Annotated in this window: 20 protein-coding genes; 15 read left to right on the plus strand and 5 right to left on the minus strand. The window is 65.1% G+C overall.

The genetic code is table 11. From position 1 onward, the window contains the following. Positions 1-51: 51 nt before the first annotated feature. Genes recD through recC form a run of 3 tightly spaced genes read right to left on the minus strand, consistent with a single transcriptional unit; the run spans position 52 to position 9,322 of the window. Positions 52-2,112, minus strand: coding sequence for an exodeoxyribonuclease V subunit alpha (gene recD / locus CR157_RS21600; protein ID WP_110285585.1), 2,061 nt, complete (start codon positions 2,110-2,112; stop codon positions 52-54). After that, positions 2,112-5,807: an exodeoxyribonuclease V subunit beta gene (gene recB / locus CR157_RS21605; protein WP_110285586.1), complete on the minus strand. Its 3,696-nt coding sequence runs from the start codon at positions 5,805-5,807 to the stop codon at positions 2,112-2,114. Before recB ends, recD begins: the two co-directional genes overlap by 1 nt. After that, positions 5,807-9,322, minus strand: coding sequence for an exodeoxyribonuclease V subunit gamma (gene recC, locus CR157_RS21610; protein WP_258364268.1), 3,516 nt, complete (start codon positions 9,320-9,322; stop codon positions 5,807-5,809). The genes recB and recC overlap by 1 nt, the downstream gene beginning before the upstream one ends. Before the next feature lie 132 nt (positions 9,323-9,454). Here recC and CR157_RS21615 point away from each other — a divergent pair, with 132 nt between their 5' ends. The 15 genes from CR157_RS21615 to CR157_RS21685 all read left to right on the plus strand — a co-directional run bounded on the left by CR157_RS21615 (position 9,455) and on the right by CR157_RS21685 (position 19,682). Beyond that, positions 9,455-10,105 carry an SOS response-associated peptidase gene (locus CR157_RS21615; RefSeq protein WP_110285588.1) on the plus strand — a complete coding sequence of 217 codons (651 nt, stop codon included), beginning with the start codon at positions 9,455-9,457 and terminating at the stop codon, positions 10,103-10,105. Between the two features lie 185 nt (positions 10,106-10,290). Beyond that, positions 10,291-10,737: a hypothetical protein gene (locus tag CR157_RS21620; protein WP_110285589.1), complete on the plus strand. Its 447-nt coding sequence runs from the start codon at positions 10,291-10,293 to the stop codon at positions 10,735-10,737. A gap of 15 nt (positions 10,738-10,752) precedes the next feature. Further along, complete coding sequence (locus CR157_RS22745) at positions 10,753-11,112, plus strand: hypothetical protein (RefSeq protein ID WP_181422148.1); 360 nt, start codon at positions 10,753-10,755, stop codon at positions 11,110-11,112. Between the two features lie 79 nt (positions 11,113-11,191). Next, a complete protein-coding gene (locus tag CR157_RS21635; protein WP_181422149.1) occupies positions 11,192-11,881 on the plus strand; it encodes a hypothetical protein in 690 nt (229 codons plus the stop codon). Positions 11,882-11,896: 15 nt separating this feature from the next. Then, a complete protein-coding gene (locus CR157_RS21640; RefSeq protein ID WP_110285591.1) occupies positions 11,897-12,193 on the plus strand; it encodes a hypothetical protein in 297 nt (98 codons plus the stop codon). 103 nt (positions 12,194-12,296) lie between these two features. Next, entirely contained in the window at positions 12,297-12,470 is a 174-nt protein-coding gene (locus CR157_RS22750) for a hypothetical protein (protein ID WP_181422150.1), read from the plus strand. 120 nt (positions 12,471-12,590) lie between these two features. Then, positions 12,591-13,031 carry a hypothetical protein gene (locus CR157_RS21645; RefSeq protein WP_146218748.1) on the plus strand — a complete coding sequence of 147 codons (441 nt, stop codon included), beginning with the start codon at positions 12,591-12,593 and terminating at the stop codon, positions 13,029-13,031. A gap of 15 nt (positions 13,032-13,046) precedes the next feature. Then, entirely contained in the window at positions 13,047-13,370 is a 324-nt protein-coding gene (locus CR157_RS21650) for a hypothetical protein (RefSeq protein WP_110285593.1), read from the plus strand. 192 nt (positions 13,371-13,562) lie between these two features. Beyond that, positions 13,563-14,144, plus strand: a complete 582-nt coding sequence (locus tag CR157_RS21655) for a KorB domain-containing protein (protein WP_110285594.1) — start codon at positions 13,563-13,565, stop codon at positions 14,142-14,144. Between the two features lie 2 nt (positions 14,145-14,146). Next, positions 14,147-15,010: a DUF4942 domain-containing protein gene (locus CR157_RS21660; protein ID WP_110285595.1), complete on the plus strand. Its 864-nt coding sequence runs from the start codon at positions 14,147-14,149 to the stop codon at positions 15,008-15,010. Beyond that, entirely contained in the window at positions 15,010-16,626 is a 1,617-nt protein-coding gene (locus CR157_RS21665) for a class I SAM-dependent methyltransferase (RefSeq protein ID WP_110285596.1), read from the plus strand. The genes CR157_RS21660 and CR157_RS21665 overlap by 1 nt, the downstream gene beginning before the upstream one ends. Next, on the plus strand, positions 16,623-17,105 hold the full coding sequence (locus tag CR157_RS21670) for a hypothetical protein (protein ID WP_110285597.1): 483 nt from the start codon (positions 16,623-16,625) through the stop codon (positions 17,103-17,105). The genes CR157_RS21665 and CR157_RS21670 overlap by 4 nt, the downstream gene beginning before the upstream one ends. Further along, the gene (locus CR157_RS21675) at positions 17,102-17,938 is read left to right on the plus strand and encodes a hypothetical protein (protein WP_110285598.1); all 837 of its coding nucleotides are present in this window, start codon (positions 17,102-17,104) and stop codon (positions 17,936-17,938) included. Before CR157_RS21670 ends, CR157_RS21675 begins: the two co-directional genes overlap by 4 nt. Positions 17,939-17,948: 10 nt before the next feature. Continuing rightward, positions 17,949-18,152 (plus strand): hypothetical protein, encoded by a 204-nt coding sequence (locus CR157_RS21680; protein ID WP_110285599.1) that lies wholly within the window; start codon positions 17,949-17,951, stop codon positions 18,150-18,152. 12 nt (positions 18,153-18,164) lie between these two features. Continuing rightward, positions 18,165-19,682, plus strand: coding sequence for a hypothetical protein (locus CR157_RS21685; RefSeq protein ID WP_110285600.1), 1,518 nt, complete (start codon positions 18,165-18,167; stop codon positions 19,680-19,682). A 15-nt stretch (positions 19,683-19,697) separates the two neighbouring features. On the opposite strand, the gene CR157_RS21690 is transcribed toward CR157_RS21685, so the two are convergent. After that, a complete protein-coding gene (locus CR157_RS21690) occupies positions 19,698-20,195 on the minus strand; it encodes a DUF4113 domain-containing protein (RefSeq protein ID WP_110285601.1) in 498 nt (165 codons plus the stop codon). 784 nt (positions 20,196-20,979) lie between these two features. Beyond that, the coding region (locus CR157_RS23250; protein ID WP_306766798.1) for an integrase catalytic domain-containing protein at positions 20,980-22,776 on the minus strand (1,797 nt) is incomplete at its 5' end.

Consider the following 22,776-nt stretch of genomic DNA (forward strand, 5'->3'; position numbering starts at 1 on the left):
ATTGGCGGGCAGCGCCACATAAGACCAAGGCCACCGCGTCTGTGGGTCCAACTATCCCACGCTGAACAGCTGACTCGCCCGTTGCGTCCGACTTCCAACCACCTGCTGGGTGATATTCGCCCGCGTCTCCACCAAGGTGAAGAGCTGCTTGGCCCGGGTCACCGCGGTATAGAAGAGCTCCCGCGTCGCGATCGGGTTTGGCGCATCCGGCATCACCAGCGCGGCGTGTGCGAACTCAGAGCCCTGCGACTTGTGCACCGTCATGGCGAAGACCGTCTCAACCCGCTGCAGTCGGCTCGGCAGCACCCAGCGAATCCCTCCTGACCCGTCACCCGCCGGAAAGGCTACGCGCAGGCCCATGTCGCCTGTCGTTTCGTTGACCGGCACCCGCAGGGTGATCCCGATATCCCCGTTCATCAGCTTCAGGCTGTAGTCGTTGCCAGTCACCAGCACCGGGCGTCCCTCATACCAGTGGGCCCCGCCGGCATCCTGGGGCAGGTGGCCTGAGGCAACCAGCTGCGCCTCGATGCGTGGCGTCAGCCCCTCCACCCCTGCAGGCCCACGGCGTAGCGAGCAGAGCAGCTGGAATTGGCTGTGCGCGGCGATCACCTGGGCGGCCCAGGCATCGAACTCCCCCTTGCTGGCCGTGCCCTCCGGCCGCTCCTGCTCAAGCACATCGAGGTAGTGGGCATAGCCATGCCCGCGTCCTGGTACGCCGTTCACGACCAGGGACTCGAGTGCATCATCACCGATCTCCCCAAGGGAGAGCCGGTGAAGGTCCTGGCGCGACGTGTCAGCGAGGATCTTGCTGACCTCACCGGGCTCGTTGGTATTGATCGCCCGCGCCAGCCGGCCAATGCCACTGTTGGCTCCGAAGCGGTAACTGTGCCGGAGCATTGCGATCGACTGATCCAGTGGCCTCGCCGGCCGGCAGACCAGCGCCGGCTCCGGGCCGGCACTCGCCACCCGGGTCAGCCAGTCCCGGGTCTCGGGGGTGTAGTGGCCCTCCACGGCCTGGGCGCACAGGCTGCCCAGGATGGCGCCGGCTTCCACCGAGGCCAGCTGGTCCTTGTCCCCCAACATGACCAGCCCGGCATGGCTGGGAAGGGCATCCAGCAGGCTGATCATCATCTCGACGTCGATCATCGAGCCCTCATCGACGACCACGATCTCCGCCGGCAGCGGGTTGAGCCGGTGATGACGGAACTTACGGGTATCAGGCCGTGCCCCCAACAGTCGATGAAGCGTCGTGACTTCGGTGGGTACCGCGGCCCGGACAGCATCGGCATTGGGAATGCCATCCAGCGCCAGCGACGACACCTGAGCGGCGATCGACTCGTTGAGGCGTGCCGCCGCCTTGCCGGTGGGGGCGGCCAGCCGAATCCGCAGGGGCGGGGTGTCACCCGGCGTCAGGGCCAACGCCTGCAGCAGCGCCAGCAGCTTCACCACCGTGGTGGTCTTGCCGGTACCAGGCCCCCCGGTGATCACGCTGAAGTGGGTGCGAGCGGCGATCGCGCAGGCGAGTTTCTGCCAGTCCGGCGATGGCCCTTCGGGGTTGGCCGGGAACAAGGCCTCGAGGAGCTCCGCCATCTTGGCCTCATCGATGTCACGCGCCTGGGCGAGCTTGCCCTCGATGGCCCGGGTGATATCGCGCTCATAGCGCCAGTAGCGGTGCAGGTAGAGCTGGTTGTCATGCAGCACCAGGGGCCGGCGCTCGGCGCCCTCGATGCTGACCAGGTCGCTCTGTGCCAGCGCCTCCCGCCAGGCAGCCAGATCGATCCTGCCCATCAGGTCCTCCGGCGAGGTGGCCGGCTGGGTGTCGCTGGGGGCGAGGTCCACCTGGGCCACGGCACCGCCGGGGTTGCGCAGCGTCTCCTCCAGATCGAGCAGCAGATGGCCACGGCCACTCTGGTGGCTGGCCAGGGTTCCGGCCAGCAGCACTAGGGGGTCGACGTCCAACCGCTGGCGGACTAGGAACTCGGCGAAGGCGGTATCCAGAGCGCGTACCCAGCCGGCGTCCCGCCACTCGCGGAGCAGCGCGACCATGGCCTGGGTGCCTTGCTGTGGGGCGTCGGCCCCGGTGGGCATCAGCGGCATGGTATCCGTCGCCATCAGGCAATCTCCTCAGCAGTGGCGGTGGCGTCAGCGAACAGAGCGTCCAGGGCCTCGATCAGCTCGCGTGACGGTTTCTCATGGTAGACCCCGCGCCCGGGCTCCCCAGTACCCCGCAGGTAGACGTACAGGGCACCCCCTACGTGGGTGTCGTAGTCGTAGTCCGGCAGGCGCTGACGCAGGTGGCGATGGAGCGCCAGCAGGTACAGGGCGAGCTGGACGTCATGCCGCTTCTCCGCCATGGACTGGCGCATCGCGGCGGGGTGGTAGTGCCCGGCGTCGGGCCCCAGCCAGTTCGATTTCCAGTCGAGGACGTAGTAGCGCCCCTCGTGCTCCACGGTCAGGTCGATGAACCCCTTGAGCATCCCATTGAGTCGGTTATACGCAAGCGCTGGCCGGCGGATGCCGCCGAGGGTGTGTGCCTGCAGGAGCTGATCCAGCGCCGGGGTCGCCACCTGGTGCACGGCAAACCAGAAGTCCTGCTCGACCAGATAGCGTGACACCCCCACCGGGGCCATGCCCGGGACATCCGCCAGCAGCGGGGTCTGCAGAAGCGTCGTGAGCCACCCATCCAGCCCCTCAGCTTCCTGCTCCCATCCGCGTACCCGGCAGCGGCGCTCGATCATCTGACGGCGTTCGGTGGTGTCCGCGAGGGCCTGAGCAAAGCCCTTCTGACCGGCCCACTCCAGGACGCCATGGAGGAAGTTGCCGGCCTCGGGGCCGCGGGCAAAGGCGTGGATCGTGCCCGGGGCAGGCGTGCCCGTGGCAAGGCCCAGGGGAGCACCGGTCTCGTCTGCCTGGGTGGCCTGCGCCGGCGTGTCGGGGGCGAGATCGCTGGAGGCGGCGCCGCCGTGCTCCACGATCGCGGTGTAGCTGCTGATCCACCACGGGGCAAAGGCCGCGTGGGTCGGCCGGCGGGCCGGCTGGAAGGTCGCGGCATCGACGCTCGGCGGCACGACGGTACAGGACACGTCCTCGTCGACCCCTGACCAGGCCACATCCCCGCACCCGGCCAGAGCCTCCTGCGCCTTGGCTTCGAGCTCAGCCGCCGACTTCATCGGCTGGCCCCCGGCCAGGAGGTAGCCCAGGCTGCCCTTGTGCAGCTGGGGAAGCTTGGCGTTGCCCGGGGCCAGCGGGGCGATCCCGAGGAAGGCGGCATGTCGGGCCCGGGTCAGGGCCACGTAGAACAGGCGCATGTCCTCGGAGAGGCGCTCGTCGTCGGCCTCGCTGAACGCGAAGGGAGCGTCCTTCTTCTTGCCCAGCTCGATCACCAGGCCGTCCTTGTCGTAGGTGGGCCGGCCGCGGCGCCCATCGACCTCGGTCCAGTGGCTGATGAAGGGCAGCAGCACCAGGGGGTACTCGAGTCCCTTGGACTTGTGGATGGTCACCACCTTGATCAGCTCCGCGTCGCTCTCCAGGCGCAAGACCTGCTCTTCACCGGTGGGGTTGTTGATGTGCTCGGCGAGCTCGCGAATCAGAGCCTGCTCGCCGTCCAGCAGCTCGCTGGCCTGCTGTGCCCACTCGGCGAGGTGCAGGACATTGGTCAGGCGCCGTTCGCCCCCGGTCTCGGCCAGCAGCCGGCGGGCCAGGTCGAACTCGTGGACCATGAGGCGCAGCATCGGCAGCACGCCGACGGCCTGCCAGCGCTGACGATAGCGGTGGAACCGGTCCTGGTAGGCTTCCCACTCCAGCTCATCCGAGGTCAGGTGGTCCAGCCAGGCGAGATCGAGCCCCAGGGTCGGGGTCGCCAGCGCGGTACGGACATGGCCGTCGTGATCGGGGCTGGCGCAGGCCTGCAGCCAGTACAGGAGATCTCGGGCTTCCTCGCTGGCGAAGACGCTGTCCCGATCGGACAGGAAGGCGCTGGCCAGCTGGCGCCGGCTCAAGGCCTCACGCATGACCGCGGCTTCGTTCTTGTCGCGCACGAGGATCGCCACATCGGACGGCTTGAGCGGCGTGAGGGTATCACCCGCCTGGAACCCGGCTTGCCCCTCCCGGGCCTGCTGGAGCCACTGGGCGAGCTGCTCGGCGGCGTGCTCGGCCATGGCCTTCTGGTAGACCTTGGGACGCACCTTGTCATCCGGTGCCAGCCACCAGGCGGTCAGCGCCGGGGCCGGCTGGCCCTGCAGCACCAGCACTTCCTCGCGGCCCTTGGCCTTGACCGGGTGGAAGGGGAGCGGGTCATTGCCCTCGGCCCGGAAGCGGAAGGCGCCGGCCGGGTGCAGCTCGGCATGGGCGATCAGCGCGTTCACGGCCTTGACCATGCCGTCGCTCGAGCGGAAGTTGCGGTCCAGGGTGTACAGCCGCTCCGCCGTGTCCTGCTTGGCCTTGAGGTAGGTGCGGATATCGGCGCCACGGAACGAATAGATGGCCTGCTTGGGGTCACCGATCAGCACGATCCCGGTCTGCTCGTCGTTGGCGCTGACACGATAGACCTGCTCGAAGATGCGGTACTGCAGGGGGTCGGTGTCCTGGAACTCGTCGATCATGGCTACCGGGAACTGCTCCCTGATCCGTTGTGCCAACGCCGGGCCATTCTCGCCGGCGAGAGCCGCGTCCAGGCGCTTGAGCAGGTCATCGAAGCCCATCTCTGCCCGATTCTGCAGCTGGCGCTGGATCGCCTCGAGGACCCAGTCGCGAGCATCGGCCAGCAGGTGCGGGCGCAGGTTCGGGATCATCGCCGCGGCGCCCTGCCATGCTTCCACGAACGCGTAGAAGGGGTGATCCGGGACCGCATGCCCCTTCTTGAGCTTCATGGTCTGGGAGCCCAGCTTGGGCAGGAAGTCGTTGGCGGGCCCGCCATGGGCCCACGCCTCGACGCCCTCGACCCACGCGGCGAAGGTGTCGTCATCGTCTTTCCCGCGATAGGAATTGCCGTTCATGCCGGCACGCAGCTCCCACAGCTGGACTCGCAGGGCATCCTGGTCGGCCAGCCAGGCGTCACGGGCCTGCTGCTCGGCGTCGCGTGCGGCCAGGGTACGACTGCCCATCTCGGCGAGCTTCACGTCCAGAGGGCGCGGGTCCACCGGGGCCTCGTTGAACTCGAGGCGTGCCTCCTCGCGCTTGAGCAGGTCCTTGACCGCCTTGCGCAGCTCATCCGGCGACTTGAACTCCTCATAGACCATGGCGGCAAGCGCGGGGGAGAGGGGGTAGAAGCGCGTGCGCCAGTAGTCCTGCACAGCCTCGGCGATCACCTCGGTCTGATCGGACAGCAGGGTCTGGGCGAACAGGTTGCCGCTGTCGAAGGCATGCTCGACCAGCATCTTGTAGCACCAGCTGTGGATCGTGGAGACTGCGGCGTCATCCATCCACTCCGCCGCCATCTGCAGCCGGCGAGCGCAGGTCTTCCAGGCGGCCGGGGGATACTCGTTGCGCAGCGCCAGCAGCGGGTCGCCGCTGTCGAGATCCGCCGTCTCCGAGTCTTCACGGAAGGCGTCGGCCGCTTCCACCAGGCGCTGCCGGATGCGTCCCTTGAGCTCCTGGGTGGCTGCCTCGGTGAAGGTCACCACCAGGATCTCCGGCGGGGTCAGCAGCCGGCCGAAGCCGTTGTCACGGGGCTGCTCATCGTCCCCTGGCATGCCATGGCCCAGCACCAGGCGAACGTAGAGCAGGGCGATGGTGAAGGTCTTGCCGGTGCCGGCACTGGCTTCGATCAGCTGGCTGCCACGCAGGGGCAGATCAAGAACAAGCGACATCAGTTCGTCTCCTGGTAGACCTGCTGGCGCAGGGGAGCGTAGAGCGTGGTGGCGAGCTCACGGAACCGCCCGTCGGGGTCCAGCGAAGCGAAGTCCGGGTAGTGGCGGGCGATGGTCAGGCTCTGCTCGAGCTCCTCCTCGAACGCGGTCTCGACCTTCAGCCGGTCGGCGCTGTCGTCCTCCCACAGGTTGAGGTCCAGCGCCAGGAAGGCCGCCTTGCAGGTCAGCGGCAGCGGGGCATGCATGCCGGCCAGCCAGGTGTCGAGCAGTTGCCCGAGGGTGTCACGTGCTGCCTCGGCGCTCATGCCATCGAGCATGAGATCACCGGTCTGGCCGACGATGATGCTCGGGGTGCTCTCGGTGACCAGCTGTAGCGCCAGGTGGTAGGGCCAGTGCTTGATCAGCGAGGTCCACTTCACGCGATCGCCTTCGTGGAGCTTCGAGGTCTCGAGGACCACTCGGGACGTCATGCCGGCGGCGTTCTGCACCACCTGATCCAGGCTGTCCTCCAGCAGCAGCTCGCCATGCGCGATCTGCACCTCCGGGGCTGGGTCGCGGCGTATCGGGGAGTCCTGCAGGTAGGCCCGGTACCGGGTCAGCTGGGAGAGTAGCGGTGCGGTGAGTCCCTCGGCGACGGTGCCGGCAAACGGCTCATGGGGCATTTCGCCTTCGCGCATGCGCCGGTCCACCGCCGCCGCCAGCAGCGCCTCGGGGTCGAGGGAGGGGTCGAGCGCCAGCTGCAACCCGACGGGCTGGAGGAGCGCGTCCTGCTGCTTCCACACCTCCAGGTTGTCGTAACCGAACGGCTCGGCATCCTGGCTGACCAGCTGCTGATCGGGGAAGAAGATCCCCAGGCGCTGGCGGTAGAGCTGATCGATGGGGCGACGGAGGAAGCTGGCCAGCTCGCGCAGGGTCACCGGGGTTTCCGGCCGCCATTCGCTCAGCACGTTCCCGCCCGGGGCACGGCACGCCGAATCCTGAGGGGCGTGGTGCAGATGCTCCCATTCGTCGGCGTAGGTGATCAGGCCGGACGCCGCCGCGTCGTCGCGGTAGTACGCCGAGCTGAACGGCTGCAGCGGGTGCTCGGTGGTGAGCGCCTCCACCAGCCGGGCACCGCTGTGCTCGGTGTCGTCGCCCGCCAGGCGCCAGGCCGCGGCGAGGTGGTCACGCAGTTGCCCGACCAGCACCGAGGCGGCCCGTTCCGAGTTGTCGCGGATGCTGCGCCCCACCCAGCTGATCGACAGGTGCTTGCGAGCCGAGAGCAGGGCCTCGAGCATCAGGTACCGATCGTCCTCGCGCCGTGAGCGATCCCCCGGGCGGTACTGGCCCGGCCGCGACATGATGTCGAAGTCCATCTGCTGCTGGGCCCGCGGGTAGTCCCCGTCGTTCATGCCCAGCAGGTAGACGTGCTGGAAGGGGATGGCCCGCATCGGCATCAGGGTCGCGAAGGTCACGGCCCCGCCGAGGAAGCGTTGCGACAGCGGGTTCTCATCGACACGCGCCAGCCAGGTCTCCCTGACGATGTTCAGCGGCAGGGGCGCATTGAACTCGGCGCCATCGGCCTCATCCAGCCAGCTCTCCAGCCCGGCCTCGAGCGCCAGCAGCAAGCGCTCTTCCTGGCGACTGTCGGCCAGGAAGACGTCCTCGAGCAGCCGGGACAGCAACGGCGCCCAGTCACGCACGGTGCGGGCCGTGGAGAGCTCGCGCCAGTAGTGGTCCAGAGTGTCCGCCAGCTGGTAGAGCGGGCCGACCAGGGCGGCATCGAGGCCGCTGACCTCACCGTAGGGGGCGATGTCTTCCCAATCGGCCTCACTGACGTCGTCGGCATCGCCGAACGCGAAGCCAGCCAGCATCCGATCCAGGCCGAAGCGCCAGCTGTTGCGCTCATCGTCGCCCGGCAGCGAGAGGGCATCGCGATGTTCGCCATGCAGGCCCCAGCGGATATTGGCGCCGCCGATCCAGCGACGAAGCAACGCCAGGTCCACCTCGGTGATGCCGAAGCGCCGGCGTAGCGCCGGAACATCGAGCAGGTCCAGCACATCGCTGGCGGTTATTCGCAGCTGGGGCAGGTTGAGCAGGGTCTCCAGGGCCACCAGCAGCGGCGCATGGTGGCGCTGGCGCTGATCGGCGAGCTCGTAGGGGATGTAGCGGGGATGGCTGTAGCCGTACTGGCCGAACACGGCATGGACATAGGGCGCGAAGGTGTCCGCATCCGGCACCATCACGATGATGTCGCGGGGCTGCAGCGCCGGGTCAGCGGCGAAGGCCGCCAGCAGCTGGTCGTGAAGGATCTCGACTTCACGCTGGGGGCTGTGGGCGATGGTGAACTGGATCGACGTGTCGTTGGTGGGGTCGACCGCCGGCCACTCGCTCAGTGACTCATGCGCCGGCCGCAGGTGGAGGATGTCTTCCTGGAGCTGGCCTAGCAGGGTGAGGGTTGTCCCGGGTTCGAACAGGTCAATTCGCAGGCCATGACGATCGAACAGCCCGGCGTAGGCGTCCTTCTCGTCACGCTCATCCAGCAGGTGGAGGTAGTCGCGCCCCTGCTTGCCCCAGGCAGCCAGGAGGGGGTGGGCATGCAGGTGCATGTCGGCCATGTCGATATCTGAGGGCGTGCCCTCGCGGTGGCGCTGGCGCCGGTACTCGGCCCGCAGGAGCGCCTTCCCTTCGACGATATCGCCCCAGTAGTGCTGGCACGGGTTCATGGTGCACAGCAGGATCTGGCAGGCCCCCGATAGGGCCTCCAGAGCCTCGAGTGACTGGTAGGGCATGGCGGAGATCCCGAATACCACCACGCGGCGGGGGAGACCCTCGGGCAGGGTCTCGGGGGTGAGGTGCCTGGCGGCCTCGATGAATCGACGATGCACCGCGGCGCGGTGGGTCTCGCGGGCCGCCGCCGGCACTTCCTCGTGGATGTCGCGCCACAGGAGGGCCTGCCAGCGATCCTCGTCCGCAAGGGGCTGAGCCACGCCCTGCGGGTTGATCGTGTGGTCGCGGCCGGCGAGCCATTCGTCGAGCCAGTCGGCCCGATAGACCTGGTACTGGTCGTAGAGGTCAGCGAGCCGCTCGGCCAGCTGGAAGTGCTTGCGCTGCTCCCGGTCATCGCCGAGGAACTTGGCTAGCGGTTCATACCCAGGCTCGCCCAGCCTGGCGGGGAGTAGGCGTAGCAGGCGCCAGCGCAGCTGTGGCTTGTCGAACGGGGAGGCAGTGGGCACGGCGCCCGCGCCCTCGACGGCCTCGATGACGCGGCGGTACGAGAGCCACTGGAAGCGAGCCGGGAGCATGATGTCGGTGGCCATGGCGATCCCCATGCCGCCGCCGGAGCCGCCCGGGCCCGGGTCGGCGCCCAGGGCCATCTGCATCCACTGGGCGATGCCATTGGACTGCACGAGGACCACCTCGGGCTCGAGAGGGCGAAGCGGGTTGCTGCGGGACCACTGGATCACCAGGTCCTGCAGGTCTTCCATGCGGTTGCCGTGGATCACCATGAACCCTGGCGTAAGCTGCTCTGACACGATGCATCCTCCTGTTGCCGTCAGGGCATCGTGTCACAGGTCGGCGATTACACAAGGGCGCAGGCGATGCCCACCACACGGCTGCGCAGTGGGCATATAGTGATCGGAAAGGATGATCTCGCAGGAGGCCAGATGTGCAGTCACTACGAAGCTCCGAGTCGTCAATCGATGTTGGAGGCATACGGCATAGCATCCGAAGAGACGTGGGGGACGGATCTATGGCCCGGCTACATCGGCCCGTTCGTGCGGCCGGCGCTGGAGACGGACCCGCACGACGAGGCCGCTCCCACCCTCGAGGTGCTAACCGGCACCTTCGGACTACTCCCCAGTTGGGCAAAGGATGAGAAGCTGGCGCGTCGTACCTACAACGCACGCAGTGAAACCGTGGCCAGCAAGCCATCCTTCCGGGTCGCCTGGCGCCAGGCTCGCCACTGCATCATTCCCGCCGCGGCGATCTATGAACCAGACTGGCGCAGCGGAAAGGCCGTCCCCACACGGATCTGCCGGCGCGACGGTGAGGCGATGAGCCTTGCCGGGCTGTGGGAGCGCTGGACCAGCCCTAATGGCGAGATCGTGCACAGCTACACCATGCTGACCGTCAATGCCGACGATCACCCGCTGATGCGCGAGTTCCATCGGCCGGGCAGCGAGAAGCGCATAGTGGTGATCCTGCCTCAGGCCCAGGTCCACGCCTGGCTCATCGCAACCGCGGCCGACAGCGCCGCCTTCCTGCGTCAGTACCCCGACGAGCGGCTGACCGCCGTGCCGCGCCCGGCCCGCTAGGGCAGGGAAGGAGGCGCGGGCGGATTTTCCTGGATGGCGCCTGGCAGGAGGAGGGTGGCTACGGGATGTGGCGCATCCGGCTTGGCGGATTAGCCTGATGGAGGAATAGGCGTGACAAGGGGCCCTTGCGTGCCGTGCGATCCGTGCGACACTGATGGCGACCTGAACCTCAGGAAATGACAGTTATGAAACAGAAAGAAAATGAATCACTCATTAAACACCCCGGCACCTGGATTATCGTGGCTCCACTTGTCTTTGGTGCAATACAGTCTGCGATATTGGTTTATAATGCCGACCCTATGCAGGGGATTCACCCTTGGATGGTCTGGCTATTTATGGTCTGCTTTACCCTCTCTGGCATCATTTTGGCACGAAGCCCACGGGCCAAAGCTGCATGGAAGGCACTGCTAGGCTTCCCGCTTATCGGTATGCTGTTGCTGTTTGTTGGATCGATCGAGCTGTTCGCCAAGACCGGCAGCCACTATGACCCCAGCAAACCATTCACGGCGATGTTTAATGACCTAATGCCCACGCTAGCTGTATTGAGCATTTCAGTCGGGCCTGTTGCTTTGATGATCTATTTTCTTGTGAAGGCCTGGCCTGACAGGCACCGTCTTATCAAAGCCAACTGATCGAGGAAAAGCACGATGTCCAATATGACAGGGCAGCAACTCATCGCCAATGAGCGGCAGCGCCAAATTGAATCGGAAGGGTGGACGCCTGACCACGACGACCAGCACGGAGTCGAGATTCTCATGCTGGCCGCTCTCTGCTATCGCGATGCCGAAGGGGAAGAATGTACCCAACCATCACTGTGGCCATGGGATACCGAATGGTGGAAGCCGAAAAGTCGACAGCGCAACCTCGAACGAGCCGGAGCCCTTTACCAAGCGGCTGCTGATGCGGCCGAGCGTGCTCAGGATTACCGGCGCCGCGATGACCTGAATGAGCATGTGGCAAGCTGCGCGATCCTGCTCGACAGCGTTCTCGCTAATCCAACCAAATGATCGAGGAAAGGGACAATGACTACAACGCAAGATGAAGCGCTTGAGCAGCCCCTTACCCGGCTCCAGGAGATCATGGGGGATGAGTTGGCGACTTGCATTGGCTGCGGTTGCGATGACCACCACGCCTGCTGGGATGAGAAAGCAGGGCAGCCTTGTAGCTGGCTCCGCGTGGACCGTGACGCGGGCCAGGGAGTGTGTAGCGCCTGTACGGAGCATACCGACCGTTGGGATGCTGGTGATACTTCCCCGGCTGTTCCGTGAGCAACTGATCGAGGAAAAGATGATGCCCAGCTATTCTGTAACACCTGATTCCGTAAGAGAGTGTCTGATAGGAGAGCACTACGCTTCGGCTCAGCAAATGCCTGTTCAGATATACGATGCGGTCGCGCCTACTGATGGTGATCTCCTCGGTGACTGGGAGTTACAAGGAGTTTTCATCAATGACGAACAGTATAGAGGCTCCCTCAGTGGCCTAGGCATCAGGCTTGAGCCGGGCTTGGCCGGTGGTCTAGTTGCCCTCAAGGCATTGGCTGAATACAGACCCCTCATGCCTGAGGCCTACAGAGCGTTGCACGCCATGAAAGCCGATTCTTCTACAGGGGGACAAGCCCTCCAGCCCTGGACGCGACTGATAGGATTTGCGCTGGAAGGTGAGGCATCCATGACCCTACAGGAGGCGGACAATTCTTGGCTTGAAGGTGCATTGGATGGCTACCATTGCCGCTACGTCAGAACGTCAGCCGAGAGCCTGGCTGCCACCAGCAATTAATCGAGGAAAAGGACGATGAGCCCCTACCGCAATGCGATCATGGAAGTCTTTAAGCCCGATGACGGCAGCTACCAGCAACCATGTCGGGTTCGCCAAGACCTGGAGAGCATCCGCCTGGAGTACGAGGAAGAGGGTATGGTCTACGCTTACGTCGGATGCGCCCGCGGCGAAGGGCACTACGAGCTGGAGGCTGAGGGTTTTCAGGGGCGAGCGACACTGCACACCTTTTCCGGGTCAATCTTTCTGGATGGTGCCTGGCAGGAAGAGGGGGGCTACGGTATGTGGCGTATTAGGCTTGGCGATGTGGACTGATCGAGGAATTGATCGCTGTAGCTGAATCTCGTCAACGACGGTAAGTGTTAGAGAAACAGAAGGGAACTATATGAATGGCCTTTACCACAACGAACATGAAAGGATGGCTGATATCCTGTTGGCCAATTCTGAGAAATTATTCTCGTTTTCTAAGAGAGAAGATGGGAAAAACATATGCGTGCCTGCAACCGATTATGAGCGCGTTCTGGCAAAAGAGGAAAGCGCCGCAGCTACGGCGCGATTGGCCATCAATAAAGCAATGATTGGATCGGGCTGATGTGGAAAGCGATGGCCACCTTGGAGGAAGCCGGATATCAGCCTTTTTTCTGAAGAAGTGTCCCATTGCACTTCCAGACGACGTGGCATCATGGAACGATGAATGCATGAGGAGAGCCCCTTGGAGGACGATCCGTTTTTCGATGATTCCCTCGACGAGGAGGATGATGACGGTCGGGGGGAAGAGCCCTTCGGTCAGGATTACCGTCTTCAAGAGGTGATAGAACGTGAGCTGGCGTACTGCCAGCTTGATCCTGTCCTGGAGGAGGCCGTCCGACGCGGCGCCACTCAGGCGACGGACGGCACTGATAGCCCTGGCGAGCTCGCTGGCCGGCTGTATGCGCAGTGTTTCCACTCTAAAAGGGCGGTGCCGGTTCCCATGCGAGAACGCGCCGAGCACTGCGGACGACAGGCAGCAAGGCACGGATACCACTATTCGTGGTTCGCCCCGCTCCTGCAGGAACACGCCCAGCGCCATGATGCCATCGCCGGCTTTGCCCTGGGGTATGCCATCGAGCGCCTTTCTCCCCAGAGCGGGGAGACCGACCAGCGCCCGACATAGGAACAAGACGGACAGATGAAATCGACACGCATCTGCGCATTCTTCCAGTTCGCCACCATCGGTCTGGCGATCGCTTTCCTGTTCACCGGCGCCCTGGGCCATGGCCTGAATCCAGGCTGGCTCTTCGCCGCGGCAGCCATGCTGACGGCGCTGCTGAGCCTCTATGCCCGGTACCCGGGCATGAGGTTCTGGCACGTCGCCATCGCCTTCGCCGTCGTCTTCGCCGCGGGGCTGCTGCTCCTCACGGCCGACCCCGTTCTTGTCAGGGTCCTGTCCGGCGTGGCGATCGCCTTGGTGCTCCCCGTCACGGCCGGCATCGCCTGGCGCCGCTGGGTGTAGCCGCTCACCTGGCCTCGCCAGGACAGGCCACGGCCAGCTGACCTATCCCTCTTCCTGCAGCACCCTCCCTGACACGTCGGAACACCGCGTGTCGCTAATCTCTTCTCGCCCAATGCCGCCGTTTTATGGTGCTTGCATAATCATAAATTGGTTATAGCTTGGCCCCATCATTCACCACCGGGGGAACACACCATGGGCGATGACCGCAACGAAGACAGCGTCGAGGAGGCGCTGAGCCAGCTGACTGGCCCGCAAGCCGAAGAGCTGGCGCCGCTGCATCGGGCGGAGCTCTACGGGCGCCTGACCGAGGAAGGGTGGACCGAGGCACAGATCGCCAAGCGGGTCGGCCGTTCCCAGCCCCACGTCCACAAGACGTTGTCCTTTCTCCAGCTGGGCGACCGACTGCGGGCACTGGTGGAGGCCGGGGCGGTGTCGCCAACCCTCGCCGTGACCCTGCAGCGCGAACACGGCGATAACGCGGCAGGCATCGTTCGCCAGGCCCAGGCCATGACCCAGGGCAAGCGCCGCGTCACGGCCCGCGACATCGCCGCGGCGCTGTCGGCCTCACCGAAATCGCTGACCGATGAGGAGCAGCTGACGATCAATGCGCGTTTGCTGCCTCTGCTGTGGCATCTGGATCACGCAGCGCCGACCCCGGGAAGGCCCGGCTTCCTGACCGTCACCCTCCCCAGGGAGGAGGTCGAGGCACTGCAGGCCCTGCGCGGCATGCTGGCGCTCAAGCCCGCGGGCGGCGAGCAAGAGCGGGAGGAGTGATAATGCACCGTACTACCGTAGTACCGTACATTGCACAACGAGGCGAGACTGACTCTCGCGAGCTCTCCCCGCCCACCGGCGCGATGGATGACCTGCTGGAACGCAGGGAGAGGGCGCTGGCCCTGGTGGGCTCCGCGATGGAGCAGCTGGCCGAGGCCACGGCGCTGATGCCACTCAACGGCTTCGGCTTCACCTCCAGCCTGCGTAAACAGTCCTGGTCATCTCTGGCATGTCGTCCCGATGAGGTGCGTACCCGTGCCGTGGCTGAGGCGGCCAGCGCCTTCGATGCCGAGGGCTGGCGCTGGTTGATGGACCATTCCGGGATGTCGGCGGTGATGACGGCCGACGACAAGCGCGAGATTCAGAAGGATCTGGCGACCAACCCCCTGCCGCTGACCCGGGAGAACGTCCACGCCACGTTCATCCAGCTGTTCGGCCAGCGCCATGAGGTGTTCCGTCGGGGCGTCGTCGAGCTCTTCCGCTCTCTGGCGCGGGAGTACCGCAGCCACAGCGCGTTCAAGGTCGGCAAGCGGCTGGTGCTGCCCCAGGCCTTCCGGGAAGCCGGTTGGAACGGTTTCAGCTCGGCACGGGAGCGCGTGGATGACCTGGAGCGGGTCCTGTGTCTGCTCGAGGGCCAGGACCCGACCCACCTGACGCATGCCGAGCGGCTATCGACCGAGCTCGAGGCCCGTCGCCGCCGCGGCGAGAGCGAGCACGAGACCGAGTGGCTGACCTGTCGCTGGTTTGCCAACGGCAACCTTCACCTGTGGCTCAACCAGCCCCAGCACGTGGAGCGCATCAACGCGCTGATCGCCGAGGAGTGCGGCGCCAGCATCCCCCACGAACACCCCAGGAGGACCGCCTGATGAACCAGCAGACTCACGATCACGCCCCGACCGTCGAGGTGCTCGGTGAAGAGCTCGGCGAGTTCTTTGCGCCGGTCTCGTCGGACATGATCGACCGGCTCATTGGCGAGTATCAGGCGATGCGCCGCAAGATTCAGGAGACGGTGGACCTGGTGATGGGGGAGGGCCACCAGGATGCCATCGGCTACTGCCTCGAGGGCAACATGCCGGACATGTCCCGCTATGGGGGAAAGAGCCTCGAGCGACTACTCAACCCCGAGGGTGCCTACAAGGCACTGGACGCCGATTTCTGGCAGCGGGCCTTGAACCTGACCGACATCCTCGAGGTCATGCCGGCCAAGCGCCGCAATGACTGGGCCGAGCAGATCCGTCGCTTCGATACGCCGACCTTCGAGGAGAGCACCGTCAGGGCCACCCTGGAAAGCCTGCTGGCGCAGCGCCCGGCCTTCTTCGCCGAGCGGGTCGACGGTGTGTTCCGCGTGCTGTCCGGTGTGCACAAGACCAACAAGACGGTCGGTTTCTCGAAGCGCATGATCGTCGGCTGCATGCTCGATGACATGCAGCATCCCAGCAGCCGCATGTCGAACTACCTGAACGACCTGCGGGCGGTGGTGGCCCGCTTCATGCACCGTGACGAGCCGTCGCACAACACTAGCTACTGCGACCTCTATCGGCTGCGTGAGCGGCTGGGGGTGTGGCATAGCCTCGATGGCAATGCCCTGCGGGTCAGGCTCTACAAGAAAGGCACCTGCCATATCGAGGTGGCGCCCGACATCGCCTGGCGGCTCAACCGGGTGCTCGCCAGCCTGTACCCGGAGGCGATCCCCAGCGAGTTCCGGACACAGCCGGCACCGGGCCCCAAGCCCAAGCACTTCGATCTGATGACCCGTCCGCTGCCGTTCGCGGTGCTGAACGCCCTGCGAGACTGCCGTCCTCACGACGACTGGACCGAGCTGACCGTGTGCGCCAGCGACAAGCACACCTGCCAGGAGGTGGAGCGTGTCCTCGAGTCGCTGGGTGGTGTGCGCACGCAGACGCGACGCTACGCCTTCGACTACAACGTCCGAGAGGCCATCGACCACGTGATCCTGTCGGGGGTGATCCCGGATCAGCGCAGCCACCAGTATTACCCGACGCCGGAGCACATTGCCGAGGCGGCCGTCGCCGCGGCCGAGCTGGCGCCGGGTGAGGAGGTGCTGGAGCCCAGTGCCGGACAGGGCCACCTGGCCCGCCTGCTGCCCCGGGAGCGCACGACCTGCGTCGAGGTGGCCGCGCTGCACTGCCAGGTGCTCAGGGCCCAGGGGTTCGATGTGGTCGAGGGGGACTTCCTGGAGTGGGCGCGTTCGGCCCCGCGCTTCGACAAGGTGGTGATGAACCCTCCGTACCAGGGCGGGCGACATCAGGCTCACCTCGATGCCGCGGCCAAGCTGGTCGCCCCGGGCGGCAGACTGGTGGCGATCCTGCCGGCCTCTGTCTCGTCGCATCCCTCAAGGGCACTGACCGACTGGGAGGTGGAGATCTCGACTCCCTACACTGGCGACTTCAAGGGGACCAGCATTTCCGTGGTCATCCTGACGGCCACCAAGCCCGCCGAAACTGCAAGGAAAGCCGCATGAACAAGGTTCACTACCACTTCCTGCTGATCCTGATGCTCACCGGGCTCTGCGCAGGGCTTCTCTACCACCTGCGCTCGGAAGCGCTGATCGCCCCGGGGGTGTTCGCCGGGGCGCTGGGGATCGTCGCCTTTATCACGTTGCTGGCGCTGCTGGGGTCCCGTGGCCCCTGGCGCCAGCCCCGTGATACTGGGGTGCCGGACCATGTCCAGGAAGAGCGCGACGCGCAGTCACGTCGCTACCTCGAGAAGCACCATGCCCAGGAGGCATCCCCCCAGGTGATCAAGGCGGCCAGGGAGCTCGCGCTGCGTGAGGGGCACCTCAACTCTTATGAGCGAAGGCTCGCGGACATCGACCACCAACCCCTGAGACTGGGGGATGTGTGGCTGGCGCTTGAGGGCAGTCGCGTCGAGGCCGGGGTGAAGACGGCGATGGATGACAACGCGCTGACGCACCTTGCACGAGGGCGCCTCGACGCATGACCACACGCCTCTATCACACCACCACTCCGGCGGCGGCCTATGAGATCCTGGCCTCGCGGTGCTACTCGCCAGACACCACCGATCCGAGCCACCCCTCGGCCGCCATGCCGATGGTCTGTTGTGACTTCGCCGGCGAACCGGCCACCTCGGTGCCTGGACAACCGCGGGATGCGATGGGCGCCAGCCTGGTGCTGGCCTGGAAGGGACCGGAGGCCCGGCTGGAGGCCTGGGGCACGGGCCCTGAGCCGGATGTGCTCTATCACGACTACCAGCAGCGAGGCTTTCAGAGCGCCCCAACTTACGCCCGTAGCCTGTTGCCGGCGGGGAGTCAGGCCCACCTCCGCGTGATTGGTCTGCGTCTCGATCTCGACGTTCTCAAGGAACACTGGCTCGCCGGCCGCTTGCCGAGCGGGCTGAGGGGCGCCCCACGGGGCCAGCCGGGATCTCTGAAGCGACTGGGCGTGAACCGTGCCATCAAACAGGCCGAGGAACACCTGCAGGCCCTGGTGCCCAGTGAGGGCCTGGCGCTCCGAGTGGCCGGTCCCTCCCAAAGGGATCGTGAGCTGCATGCGCAGTATGACCGGGCGGCCACTCGCCCCGAAGTGCTCGCGGTGCTCCATGGCGCCGCCCTGGCGCGGAAATGGGGGGTTGGCCTGACCGACCAGCTCGCGCAGCGCTCCCCCAGCCAACAGCTCCGGGACGCGGCGCTCTACCTGTTGATGGCGCCGGGCTTGTTGTCCGAGGACGCCATCCCGGGCGACCTGCACCTCATCCCCGATTCCCGACTGTACCGGGACAGCTGCCACCTGCTGGCGCATGTCTCGGCGGCCTGATCCACCCGCCATGCCGGTATCCCACGATGTGCGGACGCTCCGCCGTGACGCCGCCGAGATCCGCCGTGAGACGGGCGACTTCGCCCCATCGCCCTATCCAGCATGGACCGCAGAGGATATGGCCTGGCTGGTAGGCATGGACGATGCCTCGGGCGACTACCCGGCTCAGACGCCACCGGCACAGTCGAGTGAGGCGCAGCTCGCGCTGTTCTGACACCATGAAGCCATGACCAGGAACGTCTCATCATCGACCGCCAAGATCCCGTTCGGTCTGCGTGACGGGCGCGTGATCCATATCGACGAGCTGTCACCCAGAGAGCGCGGGTTGCGATGCGGCTGTGTCTGCCCCGAGTGCCAGACGCCCCTGGAAGCGAGGATGGGGGAGAAGGTTCGTCACTACTTCGCCCACTCGAACAGCGACCGCCCCTGCAGCACCGGCGCCGAAACCGGCATCCACCTTGCCGCCAAGCAGCTCATCGCCGATCGCCTCGCCATCCCGGTGTCGGCCCTGACCGCCAGCGTGGAAGCGCTCGATAGCCGCGGTCACAAGCTCACCGTGTCGAAGAAGATCTATCCCGGCGCCGCTTGGCACCCCGTCGACCATGCCGTGCTGGAAGTCGGCCTGGGCGATATCCGGCCCGACCTGGTCGTGACACTGGGCGGCGTGCAGATCCTGATCGAGGTGGCGGTGACCCACTACATCGACGAGGAGAAGCGCCGTCGTCTCGAGGAGCGCGGCCTGCGCTGCATCGAGATCTCGCTCGGCCATGTGCAGCGCACCCTGACGCTCGATGTGCTCGAGGACGAGATCTACAGCCAGTTCAACGCCATGTGGATCGTTAACCCGAGGCTGGAAGAAGCGCGGCCAGCGCTGGAAGCGAAACTGGCCCAGCAGATCGCCCACGCCAATGAACGCAACCGGCGGGCGGACGAGGAGGTAGCCCAGGAGCGCCAGCGCCAGCGAGAGGCCGCCATTCGGGCTGAAGAGAGGTGGCAGGCTGACGCCAAGCGTCGCGCCGATGAGCAGGCGCGGTTGGATGAGCAGGCGCGGCTCGATCGCGAGAAGCGAGCCGAAGAGACGAAGGCCAGATGGGAAGCGCAACGCAAGGCCGATCTCGAAGCGGAGCAGCGGCGTCGTGAAGAAGCGAGGCGCACCTGGGAGCGCGAGCGCGAGGCTCAGAGCCTGGACGGCATGGAGGCGGAGGCCAGGCGGCTCCACGCCGCTTGCCGAGAGCTTGCGAGGAAGCTGGCGGCCACGGAGTCGCTACCTCAGCGCTTTTCGCTACCCCAGCTGGAGCGCCATACGCGAAAGGCGATGGCGCGAATGGACATCGAGACGCCCCCGCCTGCATTGATGCGTTCGATTCCCGGGGACTGGGTGTTTGGCATCGCGCCCGTGGAGTGGAAGCTCGGGCTGTTCCTGGACGTGATCTTCACGCCGAGAGTGTTGTCGGGGGCTGAGCACTGGCTCTCCATGGCAGACCTGATGGAAAGCGCTCGTTTATTGGGGCTCCAGGAAGTCGCACTGCTTGCCGAGGCGCGGGAATTGCTCGACAATGCTCGCTACTACCAGCTCCTGGAGACACTCCCGGAGGTGAGCCGCCTCTCGACGCTGCCCGATGCCCGTCAGGCGATCATGGATTTCGTCGGGGACCTGGCGAGCTTCAACATGCTCGAGCTCGTTCCCAGCACCACGGTTGAGTTCACCTTCCGAGGATTGCCGCCCAACCTGTGGGCCGCGTGAGCCATCGGTGCCTGCCTAATGCGCCTCCGGCAGCTCCTCCCAGCGGGTGGTGTAGGCAGGGGACAGGAACTGCCGGCGCATCTCCCACCCTGACGACACCTCCTCCTGAGCGATCCGCACGGTCCCGCGCCCCATCCGGGCATTGATCCTGTCCATGACAGACATCAGCTGCTCACTGCCGGGCCGGCGCCCCGGGGCAAAGAGATCGTCGGTGCGGTGCCGGGCCGGCACGAACTGCGAGAGCATGACGCCACCCTTGGCATAGGCCGGCCCCGGCCGGTACATCCGCGTGAGAGCGTCCATCGCAGTGCCGATCAGCTCGCGACTGTCATCGGTGGGGGCAGGGAAGGCCACAATCTGCCGGGCGCTGTAGGGCTCCCCACGGCGGTCGAACGGCGAGGTGTGGATGAAAGCCTGCATGCAGTGGGTCAGCGACCCCTGGGCGCGAAGCTTGGCCGCGGCGCGTGCCGTCAGGCTGGCCAGCGCCGCGGCAAGCCCTTCGCGGTCGTGCACCCGCCTACCGAAGAAGTCTGGCTGGCAATGATCTGCTGCTTGGGTACCGGGTCCTCATCAAAGGGGAAGCAGGGCTCCCCGCCGAGCTCCCGGGCCGTGCGCTCCACGGTGACACCGTAGTGGCGGCGCAATAGCCGGGGGTTGGCCCTCGCCAGCTGCCAGGCGGTGGTGATCCCCAGGTCGGCCTCGAGTCTGCGGGTCAGCCGAGAGCCGATCCCAGACTTCGCTCACCGGCGCCAGGCGCAGGAGCTTTTCCCGGCGCACTGGGTCGCGCAGGTCGACAACATTGCGGGTCTGCGCCGCCCAACGCTTGGCTCCCCAGTTGGCAAGTTTGGCTCTATACTACAGAGCATATTCTTTCTCATCGAAGATGCTGTAGTGCAGTCATCGTACATGTGCAGATAGCATCAGTGTGCCTTGCCATGGGGAGGTAACCTCACATGCCAGCCTATCGGATCCTGCGTGCCGAAGGTTGCTATCCCTTTCATGTGGTAGATCGCGATGGGTTGCCGCACCCGGAGCTGACCCTCTATGCCTGCATGTCCGTGCGTCACCACGCATCGCTGACGGCAAGAGCCTACACGAGGGAAGTGGTCTCCTTTGCTTCATGGGCGGCAGATCATCCCGTCGTGATTCGACAGGGTTGGCAGTTGCTGGGGCCTCCTGCTCAGGTGCGCGCACTGTTGGCTTTCTTCCTCGCTTCGGAAATGAAGTGCATCGTGGCGTTGGGTCGAGTATGCGACGTCAACTACTTTGACCGGTCGTGTTGCCTCACAAGAAAAGGTTACTCTGCTGCCTCATCAGGAATGTTACCGTGTGGTTGCCCCACTTCATTGCTGATCTTCTCTTCATGATCGAAAGTATCATCGGTACTACCTGGACCAAACACAAGGTGAAGCGCCATCTGCCTGCGCCACTCTTTGACCCGGCGTTGCAGTGTCCGAAGATGTCCATTGGGATACGTACCAGGATGCTCCCGTTGCAACCGCTCTAACAGGCCCTTTGCTGATTGATCGGGGGATGCTTCCAACCAACCCACGATAGTTGGCCACACGCCTTCGAACGGGTCTTGCCGGGTACGCCAGTGCCGGCTTGCCTTTAGTGCCGTACGGTGAGTTGGGCGAACCTCTCCCTCATGCCATGCCGTCGAAAGACTGGCGAGAAAATGGGTGAGATCATCTTTCTTATGGGCAGGCGTAGGTGGTTCGCCGCCTGCCGCGATAATCGCCAGTCGTTGCTGCATGGTGCGAATTTGATCCAGAAGCTGGAGGGGGTCGAGGGTTTCCGATAAGTGCTGTAGTTGCGCTTTGATGGTGTCGGGAATGGTATTCGACCCGAGTAATCGCGAACAGGGTGTTTGCGGTGCATGGTAGCGCTTCACGACTCGGGCACCCGTACGGACTTTCTCTTTGAGCTTGAACGACGGCTGAAAGAAATTGATGAACAAGCGTGCCGCCGCATAAAGCTGTGACAGGGCCTCGAAGGCGGCCAGACCCTCAAGCCGTCGGTATCCCACCAGTCGTCTGACGACCGCCCCGTTCTTCTGCTCGATCCAGGCCTGATCGTTCTTGTGATAGGGCCTCGATCGAGTCAGCTCGATGCCATGGGTAGCGCAGTGCCGCAGCAGCACTTCATTGAGAAACTCGGAGCCGTTATCGACATCGAGCCCGCGTAGCACGAAAGGCAAGCTCCCACGCAGGGCCTCAACGGACTCGACGACCAGCGTTCCGTCGCGTGCCAGGAGTGGCGCACAGTCGGTCCATCCACTCGCCACATCAGTCACCGAGAGGGTGTGAAGATAGCTACCGGTCAGCCTCTCGCCGGAATGCACCACCAGGTCCATTTCCAGATAACCCGGCAAGGGATCAGACCAGTCGCCAAAAGTGCGGATTGCCACGTTGCGCTGCGCTGCCGTGGGTTTTCTCCGGGTTTGACGACGCGAGCCCCCGAGGCGGGTCTCGCAGAGCAACCGATCGATCGTGGCGGCACTCATGGACATGAGCTTGTCGTGGACCCCGGCGTCAAGGTGGAGATGGCCATGGCGCTCAAGGGCCGGTAGCAGGATAGGAAGTAATGCCTTGAGGCGCTTGCCGCAGATCCTGTCTGAGGCCTCCCAAATCACGATCAACGCCTGGTGTACTGCGTCATCGTAAACTCGTTTCCGCCTGCCTCTCGGTGTCTGGGGATCGAGATCTGCCGAGCCGTTCAGGATCCGGATGGCTGATTTCCGATGACACCCACTGGTCAGGGTGAATTCATCGAGGATCCGACCTTTCTCTTCACGAGAACCCTGCGCATAGCGCTCCCTCAGAACGCCAATCAGCTCTTGCCGACCAGGAGTCGTCATTTTCTTTGCCATCACCGCCACCTCAGCTTCTGCCCTTGGTAACCCAGTGTGTGAGGCAACACCCTTTTTTGGGTAACCATTTCGGCGAGGCAATGCGCCTCCCTGTAATTGACGCTGATAGGCGCGTTTCCGGTAGCTTTCTCCGCTCAGCTCCAGCAGCGTGGCGTGGTGCACCAGCCGGTCGATGGCGGCCACCGCCATCATGCTGTCGGGGAAGATGCTGTCCCAGGCGCT

It is taken from the genome of Halomonas sp. LBP4, from assembly GCF_003202205.1.
Taxonomy (GTDB): domain Bacteria; phylum Pseudomonadota; class Gammaproteobacteria; order Pseudomonadales; family Halomonadaceae; genus Halomonas; species Halomonas flagellata.